Below are 20939 nucleotides of genomic sequence, written 5' to 3'. Positions count from 1 at the left end.
CACCGTCCATCCCATCAGTTGTGCGCGACGCCGGTCCATCCGGCGTCTCTCGCTTTCGACGTCCAGGAGGGGTCGATCCGAATGAGTAATCCCGTACCGGGCGAACGGCTCGCGGTCCGCCCCCCTACGGGTGGCGACGACCCGAACAAGATCGCCATGCTCGGCCTCACGTTCGACGACGTGCTGCTGCTGCCCGCCGCATCGGATCTGATTCCCAGCTCGGTGGAGACCTCGAGTCAGCTCACCAGGGAGATCCGGCTGCGCACCCCGCTCGTGAGCTCGGCCATGGATACCGTCACCGAGGCGCGGATGGCCATCGCGATGGCCCGCGCGGGTGGCATGGGCGTGCTGCACCGCAATCTCTCGGCCGCCGACCAGGCCGCGCAGGTGGAGACGGTCAAGCGTTCCGAGGCGGGCATGGTGACCGATCCGGTGACCTGTCGCCCGACCGACACGCTGGCCGAGGTCGACGCCATGTGCGCCCGTTTCCGCATCTCCGGTCTTCCGGTGGTGGACGAGACCGGCGCGCTCGTCGGCATCATCACCAACCGCGACATGCGTTTCGAGGTCGATCAGAACCGCCGCGTCGCCGATGTGATGACCAAGGCCCCGCTGATCACCGCCCAGGAGGGCGTCACCGCGGAGGCCGCGCTCGGTCTGCTGCGCCGCCACAAGGTGGAGAAGCTGCCGATCGTGGACGGCAACGGCCGCCTGCGCGGACTCATCACCGTCAAGGACTTCGTCAAGACCGACCAGTACCCGAACGCCACCAAGGACCGTGACGGCCGTCTGCTGGTCGGCGCCGCGGTGGGTGTCGGCGAGGACGCCTGGTCGCGCGCCATGACCCTGGCCGACGCCGGTGTCGACGTGCTCGTCGTCGACACCGCGCACGGACACCAGGTGCAGGTGCTGCAGATGGTCGCCAAGGTCAAGGCCGAGGTCGGCGACCGCATCCAGGTGGTCGGCGGCAACGTCGCCACCCGTGCGGGCGCGGCCGCGCTGGTCGAGGCGGGCGCGGACGCGGTCAAGGTGGGCGTCGGCCCCGGCTCGATCTGTACCACCCGCGTGGTCGCCGGTGTCGGCGCGCCGCAGATCACCGCGATCCTCGAGGCCGTGGCCGCGTGCAAGCCGCACGGCGTTCCGGTCATCGCCGACGGCGGCATCCAGTTCTCCGGCGACATCGCCAAGGCCATCGCCGCGGGCGCGTCGACCGTGATGCTCGGCTCGCTGCTCGCGGGCACCGCCGAGTCGCCGGGTGAGCTGATCCTGGTGGGCGGCAAGCAGTTCAAGAGCTACCGCGGCATGGGCTCGCTGGGCGCCATGCAGGGCCGCGGCCAGGCCAAGTCCTTCTCCAAGGACCGCTACTTCCAGGACGACGTGCTCGCCGAGGACAAGCTGGTGCCCGAGGGCATCGAGGGCCGCGTGCCCTTCCGCGGTCCGGTCAACCAGGTGATCCACCAGCTCGTCGGCGGCCTGCGGGCGGGCATGGGCTACACCGGCGCGCAGTCCATCGCCGAGTTGCAGGAAGCCCAGTTCGTGCAGATCACCGCGGCGGGCCTGAAGGAAAGCCACCCGCACGACATCACGATGACCGTCGAGGCGCCGAACTACACCGGTCGCAGCTGACGTAATCGGGTACGGCCGGATCCGACGGCGTTGGTTCCGGCCGTCACTGGTGATGTCGCCGGAGAACCTCCGCGGCACAGGTGGTCCGGCAGCTGAGCGTCCAGGCAAGGGCGTCCCACTCGGCAAGTCCGAGCAGACCAGCGCGCGTGCCGATCCGAATTCGGTGCGTTGCGCCGGACGCGATTGCGATCCCCCCGGACGAACCGTGCATGATTAACCTGTTCGCGAGTCGAAGCGATTGGACCGGTCGCTCCCTCCCGACCACCCCGAGGGCGAGTCTTACGAGCCCGTTCGCGGCCGTCTCGCTTCCGAGCGGTCGAAGCGCATGCGACGCAGTCGCGAGTCTCGACCGCTCGGAAGCGAGACATAAAGGCCGCGAACACGCGCGCGCCAGCGCGCCGAAAACACCGAAAGGACAGACAAGTGCGCGACATGGTCGAGATCGGCATGGGCCGCACGGCCCGGCGTACCTACGAACTGGACGATGTCGACATCGTTCCCTCGCGGCGTACCCGCTCGTCGAAGCAGGTGTCGCTGGCTTGGCAGCTCGACGCCTACCGGTTCGAGATTCCGTTCCTCGCGCACCCGACCGACGCCCTGGTGTCGCCGAAGTTCGCCATCGAGCTCGGCCGTCTCGGCGGGCTCGGCGTGATCAACGGCGAGGGTCTGTGGGCCAGGCATGCCGATGTCGAGGCGAAGATCGATCAGCTGCTGGAGCTGGTCGGCAAGGGCGGTTACGAGCGCGCCGTCGCGATGCTGCAGGAGCTGCACGCCGCGCCGATGCAGCCGGATCTGCTCGCGGCCGCGGTGGCCGAGGTGCGCGCGGCGGGCGTGACCGTCGCCGTGCGGGTCAGCCCGCAGAACGCCCGCGCGCTGACGCCCGCTCTGCTGCAGGCGGGCATCGACCTGCTCGTCGTGCACGGCACCATCATTTCCGCCGAGCACGTCGGTGACGGCGAGCCGCTGAACATGAAGACCTTCATCGCCGAGCTGGACGTGCCCGTGGTCGCGGGCGGCGTCAGCGATCACCGCACCGCGCTGCACCTGATGCGCACCGGCGCCGCGGGCGTCATCGTCGGCTACGGCTCCTACCCGGGCGCGACCACCACCGGCGAGGTGCTGGGCATCGGGGTCCCGATGGCCACCGCCATCGCCGACGCCGCCGCAGCGCGCCGCGACTACCTGGACGAGACCGGCGGCCGCTACGTGCACGTCATCGCCGACGGCGACATCGCGACCTCCGGTCAGCTGGCCAAGGCGATCGCCTGCGGCGCCGACGCCGCCATGCTCGGGGTGCCGCTCGCGCTGGCCGCCGAGGCGCCCGGGCGCGGCTGGTACTGGCCGTCGGCCGCCGCGCACCCGTCGGTGCCGCGCGGTTCGCTGCTGCACGTGGACGATCCGTGGGATCTGGGCGGCGAGTCCACCGAGCAGGTGCGCCCGAGTCTGGAGCGCGTGCTGTTCGGCCCGTCCGACGACCCGTTCGGCTCGCTGAACCTGGTCGGCGGTCTGCGCCGCTCGATGGCGAAGGCCGGGTACTCGGACCTCAAGGAGTTCCAGAAGGTCGGACTCAGCGTTCGCGCTTGACGTTTCGTTCTTCGAGCCCGCGCCCGCACCGGTGGGCGCGGGCTCTTCCGTCGGCGTCAGTACACGCCCGTCGGCATGACCTGATCGCGGAGAAACTGGCGGATCGTGTGGTTCACCGGTTCCGGGTGCGTCATCGTGACCGCGAGCCGGGCGCCCGCGATCTCCACGAAGGTCGCCGCCGCCAGCCCCTCGGCCAGTCGTTTGGCGCGGTCGTGCGTGATGCCGCTGTCGGTGGCGTGGATGACCAGTGCGGGACAGGTGATTTCGGGTAGCCGGTCGAGGACCGACTCCCTGGCGAGCAGGCAGCCCGCGGCGACCTCGATGTCGTGCCGGTCATGGCCGAGCCAGCGTTTGGTCCAGATCGCCCGGTACCAGTCGTCGTCGCCGATCAGCCAGGTGGCGAGCCGGTGGACCGCGTGCTCCCTGCTGTCGTCGTCGTTCCATTCGTCGAGGAAGCGCTGGGTGGCCGTGGACTGCTCGGGGGTCGGTCCGTGCGCCTCGGTGCTGATGAGGATTAGTCCCGCGATTCGCTCGGGCGCGATCAGCGCGGCGCGCAGCGCGGTGAAGCCGCCCTGCGCGGTGCCGCCGACCACAGCCCGTTCGGCGCCGAGCTGATCGAGCACGGTCAGCGCGTCGCGCGCAGCGGTCCAATACGTGAAAGGTAGGCCCTGATCTTTCGTGCGTCCGTGGCCGCGGGCATCCCAGGACACGATCCGGAATTCCGGCGCGAGCGCGGCCATCTGGGAAGCGAACATGGTGCGGTCCATGAGGAATTCGTGCGCTAGCAACACCACCGGACCGTCCCCGCCGCTGTCCTCGTAATGGATGTCGGCGTCTATCGCACGGGCGAAGGGCACCGCAAGAGGATAACGAGCCGCGGCATGGTCGACGCGGGATTCGGGCCGCCCGCTTGGAGATAGCCGGAGGACGCCGGCAGCGCCCGGTGACCGCGGAGACAACGTGCCTGCACAGGGGCATGCCCGTTGGTTCGGGTCCGCACCCGGCTCACTAGACTGAGCCCGTGGCAGAATCCCAGAGACCGGTCCTCGTCGTCGACTTCGGTGCCCAATACGCTCAGCTGATCGCGCGGCGGGTGCGCGAGGCGAGTGTGTACTCCGAGGTGATTCCGCATACCGCTACCGTCGAGGAGATCGCGGACAAGAACCCGCTCGCGGTGATTCTGTCCGGCGGCCCGGCGAGTGTATACGCCGAGGGCGCGCCGCAGCTGGATCCCCGGCTGTTCGATCTGGAGCTGCCGGTCTTCGGCATCTGCTACGGCTTCCAGGCGATGGCCCAGGCGCTGGGTGGCACGGTCGCGCACACCGGCACCCGCGAGTACGGCCGCACCGAGCTCAACATCGACGGTGGTCTGCTGCACGGCGGTCTGCCCACCATCCAGCCGGTGTGGATGAGCCACGGTGACGCGGTCACCGACGCGCCGGAGGGCTTCGAGGTCACCGGCACCACCACGGGCGCCCCGGTCGCCGCGTTCGAGGACCGGGCCCGTCGCCTGGCCGGCGTGCAGTACCACCCCGAGGTGCTGCACTCGCCGCACGGCCAGCAGGTGCTCAGCCGCTTCCTGCACGAACTCGCGGGCATTCCGGCCGCCTGGACGCCTGCCAACATCGCCGACGCGCTGATCGCGCAGGTCCGCGAGCAGGTCGGCGACGGGCACGCGATCTGCGGTCTGTCCGGCGGCGTGGACAGCGCGGTCGCGGCCGCGCTCGTGCAGCGCGCCATCGGCGACCGGCTGACCTGTGTCTTCGTCGATCACGGCCTGCTGCGCTCGGGCGAGCGCGAGCAGGTGCAGCAGGATTTCGTCGCCGCGACCGGCGCCAAGCTGGTGACCGTCGACGCGGTGGACAAGTTCCTCGGCGAGCTGAAGGGCGTCACCGACCCCGAGGAGAAGCGCAAGATCATCGGCCGCGAGTTCATCCGCTCCTTCGAGGACGCGGTGAGCGAGGTCGTCGCCGAGCACGGCGCGGAGGACGGCCAGACGCCCAAGGTCGAGTTCCTGGTGCAGGGCACCCTGTACCCGGACGTGGTGGAGTCGGGCGGCGGCAGCGGCACGGCGAACATCAAGTCGCACCACAATGTCGGCGGCCTGCCGGAGGACCTGGAGTTCGAGCTGGTCGAGCCGCTGCGGCTGTTGTTCAAGGACGAGGTCCGCGCGGTCGGCCGGGAGCTCGGACTGCCCGAGGAAATCGTTGCCCGCCAACCGTTCCCGGGTCCGGGTCTGGCTATTCGCATCGTCGGCGAGGTGACCGCCGATCGTCTCGACACGCTGCGGCAGGCCGACGCCATCGCTCGCGAGGAGCTGACCGCCGCTGGGCTGGACCGCCAGATCTGGCAGTGCCCGGTGGTGCTGCTCGCCGACGTCCGCAGCGTCGGCGTGCAGGGCGACGGCCGCACCTACGGTCACCCGATCGTGCTGCGCCCGGTCTCCAGCGAGGACGCCATGACGGCCGACTGGACCCGGCTGCCCTACGAGGTGCTGGAGCGCATCTCGACCCGCATCACCAACGAGGTCGCCGAGGTCAACCGCGTCGTCCTCGACGTGACGAGCAAGCCGCCGGGCACCATCGAGTGGGAGTGATCCCAAGACGTCGACGGCCCCCGCACACGATGTGTGCGGGGGCCGTCGCTTTCCGGGGTTCAGTCCGTCTCGGCGCGGTTCCAGCCGTAGCCGAGGACGACGTGGCCGAGTAGCGAGCCACCCCCGACGTAGGTACTGGCCGGCGTGATCGGCACGACCCGCGCGACGGGCGTGCCCTGATTCCGCGGCGCCGGATCGGTCGCGTCGTTCTCGAATTGGTCTCGCGCCATGGGGTTCTCCTGTCGGGCCATCGCGCTAGCGGCGCTTGCGCGGGGAGATCACGAGCAGGACGCCGACGACGATGGCGGCGATGACCACGATCCATCCGAAGGAGATCGCGCCGCTGGCCGTCGCGGCGGGGCCGATGAAGCCCCAGACGCTCACCGCGAGGGCGAGCAGGCCGACGATCAGCAGGGAGGCGGACGGTCCGCGTCCCTCGGTCGTGCCGTTGGGTTGGGTCTGCTCAGCCACGCTGCACCTCCACGCTGCCCATCTGGATGTCCACGTTCAGGTCGAGCACCGGGGCGCCCGGGGTGTTCGGTCCGGTGACCCCCTCCGGACATTGGTTGTCGCCCATGTTGACGGTGCAGTCGGTGCGGAGGGTCATGCCCTCGGGCACCAGGACGCGGACCTCGCCCATCTGCACGTCGACGTTCACGGCTCGGTTCTCGGTCAGGTTCAGCGACCGCAGGTCGAGGGTGCCGGCGCCCATCGAGATCCGGTACTCCTGTTGCAGGTCGGCCATCGTCGCGGGCGTCCAGACGTGGTCGCCCATGGCGCCCCTGTCGAATTCGATGGGACCGATCATCGAGGCGAGCAGGACGAAACCGGCGAGCGGAGCGGTGACCACCAGCAGGCCGTAGCCGCGCCGCAGGAACGCGCCGAGCACCAAGCCGAGGCCGATGACGGCGAGGGCGACGGCGGCGATCCGGCCGGGCGTCATCCACTCCGCACCCGCGGCGGCGATCGCACCCGCGCCCGCCGCGGCCAGGATGGCCAGGCCGAGCACGACCGGGGTCAGCCTGGATCGGGGACGCTTCGGCGCCGGTGCGACGACCGCGCGGGCGGGCGGCGGTTCGGGCAGGTCCCAGGCCAGCGGCGCCACGCCGAGCGGATCCCAGGAGGGCGGGGTCACGCCGGGGAAGGCGGCGGGAGTCGGGTGCGACGGTGCGCGAGCGGGCAAGTCCGCGAGAGTCTTCGGGTCGGCGGGCGCCTTCGGCTCGGCAGGGGTCTTCGATTCGGCGAGGGTCTTCGGCTCGCCGCCCGTCTTCTCGAGCGAGATCGGCATGGCGTCCTCGGTGCCCGGCTGCGGTGACGAGGTCCGCGGTTCGAGCACTTCGGTTTTCGCGTCGATCACCTCGGTGGGCTGGTCGACGTCCTCGGCCGGCACGGTTTCCGCCTCCGTCGCACGCGGGGTGTCGGGGACGTACGCGTCCGGCAGCTTGGTGTACGGGCTGTACACCGGCACGTCCGGAATCGGGTAGCCGGGCGCGCGCAGCGGCCCGGTGGGGAAGGCCGCTCCGGGATAGCCGGTCGCGAAGAGGCCGTCGGCGAAACCGCCGTCGACCATGCTGGTGCCCGGCGGCGGCTGCGGGCACCGCATGAACAGCATCCACCAGCCCGCCAGCATCAGGGCCAGGCTGATCATCCCGGAACCGGCGAGCCCGACGCCGATCGGACCGACCGTGGTGACCGCGATAGCCAGAGCTACCACCAGCACCACGGTCTTCGTGTGCGACTGGGAGCTGTGCCCCTTGCCGAACAGCGATTCGGCGGCCGAGGACTGGTCCCCGGATTCGTTCAGCAGCAGCCAGGCGAGCAGGTACAGCACGATGCCCGCGCCGCCGAACAGGGTGGACACCACGAACGCGACCCGTACCAGCACCGGATCGACGTTGTAGCGCTGCCCGAATCCGGCCGCGACGCCCGCGACCGGGCCCTGGCGCGGCAACCGGACGGGCCGCGTCTGCCACATCTGTTGCAGCTGATCGCCGAAGGTTGTTCTCGTCATGGTTCCCATGGTGCGGCTGACCAGCGGCGCGGCGCATCGGGGGGAACCCTGAAAAACCAACCTGATCCTGCCGGACCGGGCGGTCTGCGCCGCTCACATCGTGAAGGGATCCCCGAACACCGCGCCTTCCGCGGTCACGTCCGCCGTTTCCGCGGTGATGATGGCGTAGGCCTGCACCGTCAGCGGGCCCGCGCAGTCCTCGACGTGGATGCGCCGGTCCCGGCTGAACACGTACCCCGTGCCGCCGGGCAGCAGTTCCTTCTCGCCGACCGGCACGTCGACCACCTTGCCGGGGCTGAGCGAGAGATCGACGCCGATACCCGCGCTCAGGTACGGTCCGACGCTCACGTCCACTCCGGGCAGCAGCGACTCCGGCGACAGACCCAGGTGCGCGCTCGCGTCCGCGTCGATGCCGACCTCGGCCCCGAGGTCGAGCTTCGCCTTCAGATCGACGGCGCAGGCCACGAAGTACCCGGTCTTCAGGCGGCCTGTGCCGTCCGAAACTTGTCCGTAGAAAGTGTTGTCCAGGAACACATCCCGATTGGTCGGCATCCCGTTCAACGACCCGACCGGCCGCGCCGCGTGTTCGCTGTGGCCCACCGTGAATTCCAGCCCGCCGGGGGCGGAGTACGTCTTCTCGTGCGGCGCGAGATCGACCGCCGCCGCTTGCGGTGCGAGTCCCGCGAGACAACCCACAGCGATCGCGACAGCGGCCAGCCCAGACTTCCCATTCATGCGGGTATCCCCCTCGTTCCACGTCCGGGCTCCCTACCCGGAGGTGACCACGGACTGCCCCCGTGGTCGCTTTCAGCTTGGTGGGCGGTGCTGAAGGAATACTTGGAAAGTCCCTGTAAGAGAGTGTGTTTCAGGAGCAGGGAGGTTGGTAGGGGAGTTGGGGGAGGTGGCGTTGCCAGAGGTCTTCGGTCAGGAGGGATCCGGTGACGTCGCAGATTCGATCGATCGCGCGGGATGCGTCGAGGTCCCAGACGCGGAGGCCGCCGCCGGAGATGACGAGGTGGTTGCCGTGGGGGAGGAACTGAGCGGTCCAGTCGGCCTCTTCGCGCGGCGGTGTCAGCGGGTCGCCGATCTGTCGCGGATGGGCTCGATCCGTCAAGTCCCACAGCGTGATCCGCCCATCCTCACCGGTGATGACGGCCCGGCGTGAATCCGGCGCGAAGGAGATCCGGCCCACCGAGAGGTAGTCGGCGACGATCGGCGCGCTGATCGGTCGGATTCGGGTGCGGTCACCGATGTCCCACACCTGCATCATCGGGTCGTTGACCAAGATCATCTTGCTGCCATCGGGGGCGAACTCGGCCCTGTTGATGCTGTTGGCCAGCTCGGGAAGTTGGTCACCCAGAGGGGCAGGTCGCAGGGGGTCGGCGAAGTTCCACAACGTGAGGGGTTGCCGGACGATGTCGCCATCCGACTTGAACGTGCGGACCGCGAGGATTTTGCCATCGCCGTTGAATTCGGTGTCCATGGCATCTGTCAGCGGTATCTTCGCGCCGATCGGCGTGGGATGTGCGGGATCCTCGAGGCTCCATACTCTCAGCGAGTCGTCGTGCGACGTCACCGCGATCCGCCAGTCCGGCCGGATGGCCAAGTGATTGGCGCCGCCCAGGCTCGCCCAATCTCCCCGAAGCCGCACGTTCGCTGGATCGGATATGTCGTACACCGTGTACCGGTTCTCGTACGAAGCGGTCACCAGGGTTGCTCCATCCGGGCTCACTTCGTACAGATAGTCACCGGCGCGATGGGTGAAGCGACCGAGCAGCCGCCACCGAAGCAGCTCTCGGGTGTCCCAGATCTCGATGGTGTCTCCACCCGAGGCGACGACCGCGCGGCGTCCTGCCGCGTCGAACCGCGGGAACGACGCCTTCTCCGACGGACCGGACACCAGCGCGGGCGGAAGAGTCCAGACTCGTAGGTTGCCGTCCCACCCGCCCGCGGCAAGGGTCCGCCCGTCTGGACCGAAGGTGAGGCTGGTGGGGCCGCCCCGGCAGGGCATCGCCATGCCGTTCGAGAACCGGCAGGTCGTAGGGCTCGTGATCAGCTGCTCCTCGATGAGCACTGGTCGCCCCGGATCTGCCGTACTCCACAGCGAGGCGTGCTCGGAGGTGGCAACCGCGAGTATCAGGCTGTCGGGGCTGAAGGCCACCGACCAGAGGCCGGTTTCGCCGACCGTCAGCGGTATGCCGAGCGGCGTGGGCGGGGCGTCTCGTTCGATTCGCCACAGTTGTACGGTTCCCCGGTTCACCTCGCCGTCCTCCCGCAGTGACCCGTTCACGCCGCCGGCGGCCAGAATTCGGCCGTCGGAGCTGAAAGCCATGTCGGCCAGGACCGTCGTGGTCTCGATCGGTGGTCCCAACGGCACGGCGCGATCGAGACCATCGAGTTTCCATAGTTGGATTCGCCCCGGGGGCTGTCCGCCGGACAGCCGATCTTTCGTCAGCACGGCCAAGACCGGATCAGTGGGGCTGAACCGCAGCTCGACGTGCACCTTGTGTCCGGCGGGCAATACCGCGCCGGCTCGCGGCCGGCCAGGATCGGCGACGTTCCACAGCGTGACGGTCTCAGTATTCGTCGTAGCGAGAACAGTGCCGTCCGCGCTGAAGCTCATCGGCGCGGACTCTCCCGCAGCGGTCGCCGACAATTCGGCCAGCACCCGAGGTGCGTCGGGCTCGGCAATGTCCCACAGCCGGACACCCGCACCGCTGCTGGTTGCCATCACACGTCGATTCGCGCTGAATACCGCCGTAGAGACCTCGCCGGGGATTTGTACCAGCTTGCGGGGGTGCTCTGGGTTGCTGTTGTCCCAGAGGTACGCGATGTCCTGGTGGTCGACCGAAGCCAGCAGAGCACCCCCTGGCTGCTGAGTCACCTCGACGTAGCCGTCGACATGTGCCGGGATGGCGGTGGCGAGTGACTGATCCTGCGTACCGAGCAGATGGGTCCACACCGTCGCGTCGCCGGGCCGCATCCGCTCCGCGACGAGGTAGAGCTGCGCGGACAGCGAGGGATCGATACCGCGCAGCCGCTCCGCCTCCCGCATGACGGCCGCGAAATTCTTCTCCTCGCGCTGCCGCTCCCCGAATCGGGTCTGGCTGTAGGCGGTCAGGCCGAGTACCAGGAGCACCACCCCCGCCAGCGCCAGGCCGATTCTGGTCAGCGTGGTGCGTCGGCGGGAACGGCCGCGCGATGCGCGCGAGGCGTGCAGGAAATCGCGGACGACCCCATCCGCAACCGCCGAGTGCTCGAGCGCGGCCTCGAGCCGGGAGCCCCGATACAGCAGCGCCGGGTCCCGGTTCATCGAATCCCATTCGACCGCATCGGCTTCCACCCGCTGCCGCACCAGATAGCCGACCCGGTTCTCATCGATCCAGGCGCGCAACCTGGGCCAGGCGTCCAGCACGATCTCGTGGGTGAGGAATACCGAGTCGGCGTCGAGCGTCACGAGCCGGGTGCGGGCGAGCAATTCCAGCACGGCAGCGGCGGCGAGCGGGTCGGCGCTGCGCTGTTGGAGCGCGGGGCGCGCCGCGATGCGCCGGGTGTCGCGGGAATCGCGCGCCACGGTGACGAGTCCGAGGAGGACGTCCTTCGCGGCCGACTGCTGCGGATCGGACAGTTCGCTCCACGCCTGTTCCGCGGTGGCAGCGACGGAGCCGACGACACCACCCGCCGCGCGGTACCCGGCGATGGTCAGTTTGCGTCCCTCGCGGTGCTGCCAGGTGGCGGCCATGACGTGGGAGAGCAGCGGTAGGGCTCCGGGGTCGTAGCTCTGGCGGGTCCGATGGTCGCCGAGGCCGCAGAGTTCTGTGATGACGAGTTCGTCGAGTCCGGCTTCGAGTTTCAGACCGGCGCGTTCGGCGGGACCGGTGATGGCCTCGGTCAGTTCGTCGACGCGCATGGGACCGAGCAGGTAACTGCGCTTTTCCAGAGACTCTTGCAGGACCGGGTAGTCGAGGCAGCGGGCGTAGAAGTCGGCGCGCAGGGCGAGCACGACGGCGATTGGGTCGGTCTGCGTGGCGTGTTGATCGAGCAGCGCCAGGAATTCGTCGCGCTCCTGTTCGTCGGCGCAGACGGTGAACAGTTCTTCGAATTGGTCGACGATCAGCAGGCGGGGTCCGTCGGTGGGCCAGGTCGCCGATGCGGCGTCGGAGCGGTCCGGCTTCGATGTGCCAATGGATTTCGCCAAGGCGTCCATGGGATGTGCACCGGGCGTCACTGTGACGATGTGCCAGTTGACTTGTCCCCGTGCGAGTTCGGTCGCCAGCCCCGCCGCGAGGAGCGACGACTTACCGGCTCCGGACGCGCCGATGAGCGTGACGATCCCGCCGCCGTCGCGCACGGTGTTCCGCACTAGTTCGGTGAGTTCCTCGGTCGCCCGTTTGCGCCCGAAGAATATGTCGCTGTCGGTGTTTCGATAGGACTGTAGGCCGAGGTACGGGCACGCGGTGTCGTCGGCGTCGTCGGGCGTCCAGGAGTTCGAGGCGGTCCACAGCCGCTTCCATTCCTGCGGGTCGGCGAGCTTCGCGGGCAGCGTGGCGCCGCGCTTCTTCGCGAGGTCGATGAGCGTCAGCACCACCGGCAGCAGGGATTCGAAGCGGGCGGGCACATTTCGGCCCGCCTTCCAGTCGCTGATCCGCTGGGCGGACGCGGGATTCGCCGCCGCGGCGGCCCGCATCCGGTTATCCGCCTGAGCGGCGACCCTGCGCAACGTCGGATTTCCCGCGGCGGCATACAGATCGGCGAATCGTTCGGCGAAAACAGCTCGTGGCGAAATGGTTTCCCCCCGCGGCGCGTCCCCTGTCACGCGTGCCCACGGAAACATCTGGGCGGTACGAACACAGAGACAATCTACCCGCCGCCCAGCCTTCCGACGTCGGCGCGGGCGGTGCGCCGCATCGCGCACCGCCCGCCATTTCGACCTCACAGGAAGATCGGATCGCCGTAGACCGCTTCGCGCCCGCTGACTTCCGGCGATTCCGCCTCGACGATCGTGTACGAGCGGATGGTCAGCGGACCGCCGCAATCCTGCACCGAGACGTGGAAATCGCGGCTGACGAAGTAGCCGGTGCTGCCGGGCGGCAGCTCCTTGGTGCCGACCTCGAAGGGCTGGACCTTCCCCGGCACGATCGACAGATCGATGCTCGCGCCGACGTGCAGATCCGGGCCCAGGCCCGCGTCCACGCTCGACGAGGCCGAGTCGCCGCTGCTGGAGCCGCCGACCCGGAACCCCGCTTCGAAGCCGATCGCGGCGCCGAGATCGATGCCGACGGTCAGATCGACCGCGCAGGCGACCAGGTATCCGGCCTTCAACTTTCCGGTACCGCCCGCTTCGACCCGTCCGTAGAACGTGTCGTCGAGGAACACCTCCCGGTTGGTCGGCATGCCGTTCAGCGGAGCGACCGGATGAAAGGCCTGACCGGAGTGCCCGACGGTGAACCGGAATCCGTTCGGCCCCTCGACCGTCTTCTCGTGCGGCGCCATCGTCGCCGCACCGGCGAACGGACTCCCCGTCAAGACCATGCAGACGACCAGGACCGCGGCCGAGAACGCCGCCGTCAGTACCGCCATGTGCTTCATGTGTTCCTCCCCGAAGTAATCGCTTCCCGCCGGAACGCGGGTGGTGTCGAACCGGGTGATCCCGGTGGTGACCGGGGTCTTCGGCGACCCAACGGAAAGGTATGAGGCGGAGGATGCCCCGGCCCAGCGCCGCGAGCCGGTAGTGAACGGAAAAGCGCTGGTCGGGGGGTCGACGTGGGTTTTCCGGTCCGGCGCGGTCGGTGTTGTCGCCGACCGCGACCGGACTGCGGGAACCGCCCGGCGGGTACTTGTGTCTTCGCAGCTCAGCAGGGTTCTTTGTCCGGACCGGACAGCTTCGAGCGCCCTGTCGGGCATGAGGGCAAGATCAGGGTGATTCCTGATGGCCGGGGATGGGGGAGCGTGCCAGTATCGAAGGCATGCACCCCACCGGTCCCGCGTTCGACGCTGCCCGCGGCGCCCCCGCGCCGGGCTTCGGGGCTGCGCCGGGGTTCGACCCCGTCCGCGGCTACGGTCCGGGGCGCGTCGGTCCCGCCCCGGTGCTCGATCTCGGCAGGCATCCGCAACTGCGGCTGGTGCGCCGGTCGGGAGGACGGATCGTCGGCGGTGTGTCGGGTGGTCTCGCCGATCACCTCGGGCTCGACGTGTTCAAGGTGCGGATGGCGTTCGTGCTGCTCTCCGCGCTCGCGGGGGCGGGCATCGTCACCTACGGCCTGCTGTGGATCTTCACGCCGAGCGGCGCCGACTCGGCCAAACCGAGCGGCACCGAGCGACGCCAGGCGATCGGTCTCGCGCTGCTCGGGCTCGGTCTCTCGGTGGCGGTCTCGTGGCTGATGAACGGCACCGTCGCGGCGAAGGTGATCGTGCCGATCGTGGTCGTCGCGGTCGGCGCCGCGCTGGTCTGGCGCGAATACGACACCGACGGCCCGCGCTCGTTGCTCGGCCTGCCCGCGAGTCCCTCGGTGGTCACCTGGGCGCGCGTCGTCGCGGGCGCCACCATGGTGGTGCTCGGGCTCGGCGTCGTTGTGCTGGCCAGAATCGACTTGAGCGCGCTCGGTTCCGCGCTGATCGCGGTGGCGGTCACCCTGATCGGCGCCGGTCTGCTCACCGTCCCGCTGTGGCTGCGCATGATGCGCGCGCTGAACACCGAGCGCGCGGCCCGCATCCGTAACGAGGAACGCGAGGAGATCGCCTCGCATCTGCACGATTCCGTCTTGCAGACGCTGGCACTCATCCAGCGCCAAGCGGACGATCCGCAGGAGGTGGCGCGGCTGGCGCGCAGCCAGGAGCGGGAGCTGCGCAAGTGGCTGTTCGAGGATTCCGGTCCCGCGCAGTCGAGCCTGGCCGCGGCGCTGCGCACCATCGCGGGCGAGGTGGAGGACCAGCACGGCGTCAAGGTGACCCCCGTGACGGTGGGCGACGTCTCGATGGATCTCGACGACTGCGGAAACGGCCTGCCCAAGGAACATTTCACCGCGCTGCTCGGCGCGAGCAGGGAGGCGATGGTGAACGCCGCCAAGCACGCGGGCGTGCCGACCATCGACCTGTTCGCCGAGGTGGAACCGCACCAGGTGAGCGTCTTCGTGCGCGACCGAGGCGCGGGGTTCGACATCGCCGCGGTGCCGCAGGACCGGCAGGGTCTCGCCAAATCCATCCGCGGCCGGATCGAACGCCGCGGCGGCCAGGTGGAGATCCTGTCCACGCCCGGGCGCGGTACCGAGGTGCGGATCTTCATGCCGCGCAGCGATTCCGGCGCGCCCGAGGGGGCCGAGCCGGATACCGCTCCCGGCACGGCCGGTGATCAGCCGACCGAGCGCATCCGGCAGTCGGTGCGGTCGGGCAAGTAACCGGTAGGAAGTGCCGGGGCTGAGTTCAGCGGCGGACACGCCGTCGCCGGTCCGCTTGTGGTACCGATGAGATGCGGGCGGCCCGCGGGCGGCCGGCGCAGTCAGGGTGGGTCGTTCCACCGAAAGGTGAGGAGAAGCAGGTGAGCGTGCGGGTCTTTCTCGTCGACGATCACGCCGTGTTCCGTTCGGGTGTGCGCGCGGAGCTGAGCAGGGAGGCCGACATGGAGGTGGTCGGCGAGGCGGGCGGCGTGGCCGAGGCCATCGCGGGGATCAAGTCCACCCGCCCGGACGTGGTGCTGCTCGACGTGCACATGCCCGACGGTGGCGGCGTGGCGGTGCTGGCCGGTATCGAGGACGGCCCGGTGTGCTTGGCGCTCAGCGTGTCCGACGCCGCCGAGGACGTGATCGCGGTGATTCGCGCCGGCGCGCGCGGCTACGTCACCAAGACCATCTCCGGCGCGGAGCTCGCGGACGGCATCCGCAGGGTCGCGGGCGGCGACGCCGTCTTCAGCCCGCGGCTCGCCGGATTCGTGCTCGACTCGTTCACCGGCCGGTCACCGGTCCCCGAACCCCCGCTCGACCCGGAACTGGACTCGCTGACTCCCCGCGAACTCGAGGTGCTGCGCCTGCTCGCCCGCGGCTACACCTACCGCGAGATCGCCGAGAACCTCTTCATCTCGGTGAAGACCGTGGAGACCCACGCCTCCAACGTGCTGCGCAAAACCCAGCAGTCCAACCGCAACGCCCTCACCCGCTGGGCCCACCGCCGCCGCATCGACTAGTCCCCGCGAATGCGGTAAGAGACCGCACGGCCGGAGCGAAGGCGGAGGGAGAGCGCATGGCCGGAGCGAAGGCGGAGGGAGAGCGCATGGCCGGAGCGGATGCGGAGGTACGCCTACATCGCGATGACGATGATGCCGATGATGATGAGCAGGCCGATGAAGAGGCCGATGGCGATCGCGAGGGGGGCGTTGCTCGGCTGCGGCTTGGCCGCGCGTTGCGGCATGGCCGCGGCTGCGGCGCCCCCGCCGGGCGCACTGCGATGCGGGCGGGGAAGCGGCGCCGAGTGCGGGCTGCGCAGGCCGGAGGCCGAGTTCCGGGCCGCCCAAGCCGGAATGGTGCCGTCCTCGGTGCGCACGGGGGCGCCGAGGATGTAGGGGCCGGTGCCGGGACCGAAAGCGGCGGTGAGGATTTCGTCCCGCGCCTCGGCCATCGTCGGCCTGCGCTGCGGCGCGGGCTCCATCATGTGCAGCAGGGCGTTGGTGAGGATGCCGCTGCGGGAGGGCGGAATGATCTGGGCCATCGCGGCGCGCTCCACCAGGACGTCGCTGTCCTCGTGCAGGCCGAACGGCGGCTGGCCCTCGATCGCGGTGTACAGCGTCGCGCCGAGCGAGAACACGTCGCTTGCCTCGGTCGGCTGCATACCGCGCGCCACCTCCGGTGGGAGGTAGGCGGGGGTGCCGGTGATGATCCCGTCCGGTTCGTCGGTCTCGCCCGCGCCGCGCGAGATGCCGAAGTCGCTGAGCTTGGCCATGCCGACGCCGGGGCCGCGATCGGCGACGAGGATGTTGCCCGGCTTGATGTCGCGGTGGATGATGCCCGCGGCGTGCGCGGCGGCCAGCGCGTCGGCGACCTGGGCGCCGATCTGCGCGACCTCGATCACCGGCAGTGTCTCGACCAGCGCCAGCGCGCGCGCCACGTTGCGCGAGGGTAGGTGCTCCATCACCAGCCAGGGCTCGCCCGCTTCCAGCACCACGTCGTAGACGGCGATGGCGTGCTCGTGCGAGAGCTTCGCCGCGACCCGGCCCTCGTGCATGATCCGGTTGCGCACCTCGGTGGCCTCGGCCTCGGGCAGTCCGGCCGTGGAGAGGACCTGCTTGATGGCGACGTCCCGGTCGAGCAGTCGGTCGTGGGCCAGCCACACCGCGCCCATGCCGCCGCCGCCCAGCTTGGACTGGAGGCGGTAGCGGCCTGCGACCAAATAGTCGGGGCCGACGATGGGACGGGGGCGATCGATCATGGTGTGCAGGGTATCCGAATATCCCTGCGTCGCCTTGATTCTTGCGTCGACAAGTGGTGGCGCGCGAGTGCTCTTGACGGGATTCCGGGGGTGGGTTTCTACTGGAGGCGTATCGAACGTATATTCGATAAGGGATCGATAGCTGGATCGGTGCTGGCTTCCGTTCCTCCGTGTGGAGGTGGGGTCGGTCCGCTCGCTTCGCCTCGGAGTCCATCGTGGGAAGTAGGTGGTTGTGATGGGTTCGGACGTGCGGGTGGGGGAGACAGAAAGACAACAGAAGCTGGCCGAGCTGCGCAGTCGGATGGCGGCCATCCCGGGACGCGGCGAGTTGGCGGCCGCGCGGGCGCCGCTCGCCGAGGACATGCGCCGCGAACCGCTCCCGGTGCCCGATGCCCTTGCGGAATTGTTGCCAGAGGGTGGTCTCGGCAAGGGTTCCGTGGTCGCCTACACGGGTGCGCGCTCGCTGCTCGCCGGTCTGCTCGCCGCGGTGACCGAGCACGGCGGGCATGCCGCGGTCGTCGGGGTGCCGAGGTTCGGTCTGCTCGCCGCGGCGGAGATGGGCGCCGAACTCGCGCGGCTGGCAGTGATTCCCGATCCGGGTCCCGATCCGATCGAGGTGGCGGCGGTGTTGCTGGACGGTCTCGACCTGGTCGTACTCGGCCTCGACGGCGTCGCCGTGCCGCCTGCGCGTACCCGCGTGCTCGCCGCCCGCGCCCGCAACAAGGGCGCCACGCTGGTGGTCACCGACGGCGACTGGCCCAACCCAACCCTGCGCCTGGATGCCCGCATCGCCGGATACGTCGGTCTCGGCACCGGCCACGGTCGTCTCCGCTCGCTCAGCCTCGAGGTCGAGGCACGGCACCGTGCGGGCATGCCGCGGCGCGGACGCGTCGAGCTGCGTCCCAGCGGTGGTCGCGTCGAGTGGTTCGCCCAGGAGACCTCGCCCGCGCCCACCGAATTGCCGATCGCGCGGGGCGCGGCGTCATGAGTGGGCGAGTATCGCTGGGCGCGGTAGCCACCGGTGTGGCGTCATGAAGTGCGGCACGGTGTTTCGGCCGAGTGACACGGCGTGGATGGGAGCGGGGTGCGGACGGCGCCCCGGCGTGCGCGGCGGGGTCGCACCGTGATTCGGCCGAGCCGAGCGCGGGTGCTCGCGGTGTGGTGCCAGGACTGGCCCGCGGTCGCGGCGGCGGCCGTGGCCGAGCTGCCGCCGACGCGGCCGGTGGCGGTGTTGTCCGCCAACCGGGTGGTGGCGTGCTCGGCGGTGGCGCGGGCGGAGGGGGTGCGGCGCGGGCTGCGGCGCAGGGAGGCGCAGGCCCGGTGCCCGGAACTGTTTCTGGCGCAGGCGGATCCAGATCGGGACGCGCGATTGTTCGAGCCGGTGGTCGCGGCCGTCGACGCCACGGTGCCGGGTGTCGAAGTGCTGCGGCCCGGATTGCTCGTGCTCGGTGCGCGCGGGGCCGCCCGGTTCTTCGGCTCCGAGGAGGCGGCCGCCGAACGACTGGTCGACGCGGTGGCCGCGGTCGGGGTGGAGGCGCAGATCGGCATCGCCGACGAGCTGTCCACGGCGGTGATCGCGGCGCGGCGCGGTGCGATCGTGCCGCGGGGCGAGGGTGCGGGATTCCTGGCGCCGCTCGCGGTGTCCGAGCTCGCGCTGGAGCCGAGCCTGGCCGCGCCGGAGCGCGCCGAGCTGGTGGATCTGTTGCACCGCCTGGGTTTACGCCGGGTCGGTGATTTCGCGGCGCTCGGTCCCGCCGAGGTCGCCTCCCGTTTCGGCGCGGATGCCGTGCTCGCGCACCGCAGTGCGCGCGCCGTTCCGGAACGCCCGCCCGCCGCGCGCCGCCCGCCGCCCGATCTCGCGGTCGAACAGCGCTGCGACCCGCCGATCGACCGGGTCGACGCGGCCGCCTTCGCGGGACGCATGCTCGCCACCCGCCTGCACGCCAAGCTCGCCGACGCCGCACTGGCCTGCACCCGGCTCGCCGTGTTCGCCGAAACCGAAGCGGGCGAACAACTCTCCCGCATCTGGCGGTGCGCCGAGCCGCTCACTCCCGAGGACACCGCCGATCGGGTGCGCTGGCAACTCGACGGCTGGCTGACCCGCCGCGACCGCCCCACCGCCCCGGTCACGCTGTTGCGACTGGAGCCCGTTGAGGTCGTGCGCGCGGGCGCGCTGCAACTCGGCCTGTGGGGCGGCGTCGGCGAGGAGGACGAGCGCGCCCGGCGCGCCCTGGTCCGGGTGCAGGGGCTGCTCGGCGGTGAGGCCGTCCAGATGGGCGTGCTCAGCGGCGGCCGGGGTCCCGCCGAACGCGTCACCATGGTCGTGCTCGGCGACGAGCGGGTGCCCGCGGCCGACCCGGAACTGCCCTGGCCCGGTCGGTTACCGGAACCCGCCCCCTCGGTGCTGCTGATGAACCGTCCCGTGGTGCGCGTGGAGGCGGCCGACGGAACTCCGGTGCGGGTCACCGAGCGCGGCCTGTTCACCGCCGACCCGGCCCGCCTGCACTGGGGCAGCCGCAGCTGGCCGCTGGCGGGCTGGGCCGGGCCGTGGCCGGTGGACGAACATTGGTGGGTTCCGGACTCCGCCGCCGCGGCCCGCGCCCAGGTGCAACTGGGCGGCGATGCGGGCGACGTCCGGGTGCTGCTGCTCGTCTACAGCGACGAGTCCTGGCGCGCCGAAGGTCTCTACGACTGATCGCCACACCAGCGCGCCGCCCTCCCGGCGGGTAGGCGTCGGCATGCCGGTCACCATCGTGACCTGGGGCTGGTACCCGATCCGGGATTTTCGCCTCGTGGTCTATAGCCGCTCGGGTGACTGATCACGTTGGTGCTGATCTACGCGGTGCGCCAGTCCTGCCGCGCCGCCCAGTCGCGCAGGCTGGTGGTTCCGGTCACTAGCACGGACGGATCGGGCTCCGGCGGAGTCGGTGCTCCCGGGGGCGGCGGTGTGTACACCCCGGCGATCCCTTCGGCGGCCTCGGCTCCGAGGTGCGGGGCGAGCATCGCCCGATATGCCTCGGGAGATATGGAATTCCACCGCACCGGGTGCCCGAGGACCGCGCTGAGCTCGGCGGCGACCTCGTCCCCCGTCAGCGCCTGCGGACCCGCCACGATCCGCAGCGGCGGCGGGGTCGTCGCGGTGATCAGGTCGGCGACGGTCGATCCCAGGTCGTCGAGCGCGACCCACGGGACAGGCAGCTCCCGTGGCAGCGGATACGCGACCTCCCCGGCGCGCACGAGCGGGGCCGACCAAGGGGCGACGAGGTTCTCCATGTACTGCCGAGCGGGCGCGACCACCGTGGCCGCCTCGACGCCCTGGATCAGTTCGGCTGACAGCAGCACGCGGGCGTCCACGAACGGCACGCCGATCGGCCCGGGCGGCAGCACGGTGCCGGTATTGAAGACCACCCGCTCGACGCCCGCCTTCCGTAGCCCGGCGAGCACCGCCTCGGCCTGCCGGACTGCGTGGTCGGTGAAGACGAGCGGCAGCTGCACGATCACGGCGTCCGCGCCGGTGTACGCGGCGGCGAGCGAGCCGGGTTCGAGCAGGTCTGCTCGGACCGGCTCGGCGTCCGGATGCAGCGCCGCGGGAGCAGTGCGGACGACGCCCCGGACACGGTGCCCCGCGGCGAGCAGGCCGCGGACGATGGCGGCCCCTTGGGTTCCGGTCGCGCCGTGAACGATGACGGTTGATGAGTTCATGCCGTC

At 70.4% G+C, this 20939-nt stretch carries 16 protein-coding genes; 7 read left to right on the top strand and 9 right to left on the bottom strand.

The features are described from left to right. Positions 1-81 precede the first annotated feature (81 nt). Both guaB and FB390_RS01130 read left to right on the top strand, forming a co-directional pair. Positions 82-1626: an IMP dehydrogenase gene (gene guaB, locus FB390_RS01135; protein ID WP_179830981.1), complete on the top strand. Its 1545-nt coding sequence runs from the start codon at positions 82-84 to the stop codon at positions 1624-1626. A gap of 423 nt (positions 1627-2049) precedes the next feature. Next, positions 2050-3210, top strand: a complete 1161-nt coding sequence (locus FB390_RS01130) for a GuaB3 family IMP dehydrogenase-related protein (protein ID WP_141807277.1) — start codon at positions 2050-2052, stop codon at positions 3208-3210. 56 nt (positions 3211-3266) lie between these two features. Here FB390_RS01130 and FB390_RS01125 read toward each other — a convergent pair whose 3' ends face one another. Beyond that, a complete protein-coding gene (locus FB390_RS01125) occupies positions 3267-4067 on the bottom strand; it encodes an alpha/beta fold hydrolase (protein WP_141807276.1) in 801 nt (266 codons plus the stop codon). A gap of 164 nt (positions 4068-4231) precedes the next feature. Here FB390_RS01125 and guaA point away from each other — a divergent pair, with 164 nt between their 5' ends. Continuing rightward, the gene (gene guaA / locus FB390_RS01120) at positions 4232-5806 is read left to right on the top strand and encodes a glutamine-hydrolyzing GMP synthase (protein WP_141807275.1); all 1575 of its coding nucleotides are present in this window, start codon (positions 4232-4234) and stop codon (positions 5804-5806) included. 59 nt (positions 5807-5865) lie between these two features. Here guaA and FB390_RS33345 read toward each other — a convergent pair whose 3' ends face one another. The 6 genes from FB390_RS33345 to FB390_RS01095 form a co-directional block, all read right to left on the bottom strand. Further along, a complete protein-coding gene (locus FB390_RS33345) occupies positions 5866-6036 on the bottom strand; it encodes a hypothetical protein (RefSeq protein WP_185756910.1) in 171 nt (56 codons plus the stop codon). Positions 6037-6061: 25 nt separating this feature from the next. Further along, positions 6062-6277 (bottom strand): hypothetical protein, encoded by a 216-nt coding sequence (locus FB390_RS01115; protein WP_067784895.1) that lies wholly within the window; start codon positions 6275-6277, stop codon positions 6062-6064. Further along, positions 6270-7826, bottom strand: coding sequence for a PspC domain-containing protein (locus FB390_RS01110; RefSeq protein ID WP_185756909.1), 1557 nt, complete (start codon positions 7824-7826; stop codon positions 6270-6272). Before FB390_RS01110 ends, FB390_RS01115 begins: the two co-directional genes overlap by 8 nt. Before the next feature lie 84 nt (positions 7827-7910). After that, positions 7911-8552 carry an MspA family porin gene (locus FB390_RS01105; protein WP_141807273.1) on the bottom strand — a complete coding sequence of 214 codons (642 nt, stop codon included), beginning with the start codon at positions 8550-8552 and terminating at the stop codon, positions 7911-7913. Between the two features lie 130 nt (positions 8553-8682). After that, positions 8683-12504 (bottom strand): NACHT and WD repeat domain-containing protein, encoded by a 3822-nt coding sequence (locus tag FB390_RS01100; protein ID WP_185756908.1) that lies wholly within the window; start codon positions 12502-12504, stop codon positions 8683-8685. Positions 12505-12749: 245 nt separating this feature from the next. Further along, positions 12750-13406 (bottom strand): MspA family porin, encoded by a 657-nt coding sequence (locus FB390_RS01095; RefSeq protein ID WP_185756907.1) that lies wholly within the window; start codon positions 13404-13406, stop codon positions 12750-12752. A gap of 377 nt (positions 13407-13783) precedes the next feature. On the opposite strand from FB390_RS01095, the gene FB390_RS01090 reads away from it, so the two are divergent. Together FB390_RS01090 and FB390_RS01085 are read left to right on the top strand one after the other, a co-directional pair. Continuing rightward, positions 13784-15211 carry an ATP-binding protein gene (locus FB390_RS01090; protein WP_141807270.1) on the top strand — a complete coding sequence of 476 codons (1428 nt, stop codon included), beginning with the start codon at positions 13784-13786 and terminating at the stop codon, positions 15209-15211. 146 nt (positions 15212-15357) lie between these two features. Then, complete coding sequence (locus FB390_RS01085; protein ID WP_141811473.1) at positions 15358-15993, top strand: response regulator; 636 nt, start codon at positions 15358-15360, stop codon at positions 15991-15993. A 113-nt stretch (positions 15994-16106) separates the two neighbouring features. Here FB390_RS01085 and FB390_RS01080 read toward each other — a convergent pair whose 3' ends face one another. Further along, positions 16107-17231, bottom strand: coding sequence for a serine/threonine-protein kinase (locus FB390_RS01080; protein ID WP_141807269.1), 1125 nt, complete (start codon positions 17229-17231; stop codon positions 16107-16109). Between the two features lie 235 nt (positions 17232-17466). Between FB390_RS01080 and FB390_RS01075 the strand changes: the two genes are divergently transcribed. Both FB390_RS01075 and FB390_RS01070 read left to right on the top strand, forming a co-directional pair. Beyond that, positions 17467-18219: a hypothetical protein gene (locus FB390_RS01075; RefSeq protein WP_185756906.1), complete on the top strand. Its 753-nt coding sequence runs from the start codon at positions 17467-17469 to the stop codon at positions 18217-18219. 135 nt (positions 18220-18354) lie between these two features. Further along, positions 18355-19926: a DNA polymerase Y family protein gene (locus FB390_RS01070; protein WP_141807267.1), complete on the top strand. Its 1572-nt coding sequence runs from the start codon at positions 18355-18357 to the stop codon at positions 19924-19926. Between the two features lie 140 nt (positions 19927-20066). Here the strand turns inward: FB390_RS01070 and FB390_RS01065 are convergent, their stop codons facing one another. After that, positions 20067-20933: an NmrA family NAD(P)-binding protein gene (locus tag FB390_RS01065; RefSeq protein WP_141807266.1), complete on the bottom strand. Its 867-nt coding sequence runs from the start codon at positions 20931-20933 to the stop codon at positions 20067-20069. Between the last annotated feature and the right edge of the window lie 6 nt (positions 20934-20939).

Source organism: Nocardia bhagyanarayanae, assembly GCF_006716565.1.
Taxonomy (GTDB): domain Bacteria; phylum Actinomycetota; class Actinomycetes; order Mycobacteriales; family Mycobacteriaceae; genus Nocardia; species Nocardia bhagyanarayanae.
Note: the sequence above shows the minus strand (reverse complement) of the source record. Positions and strands in the feature narration are given on the sequence as shown.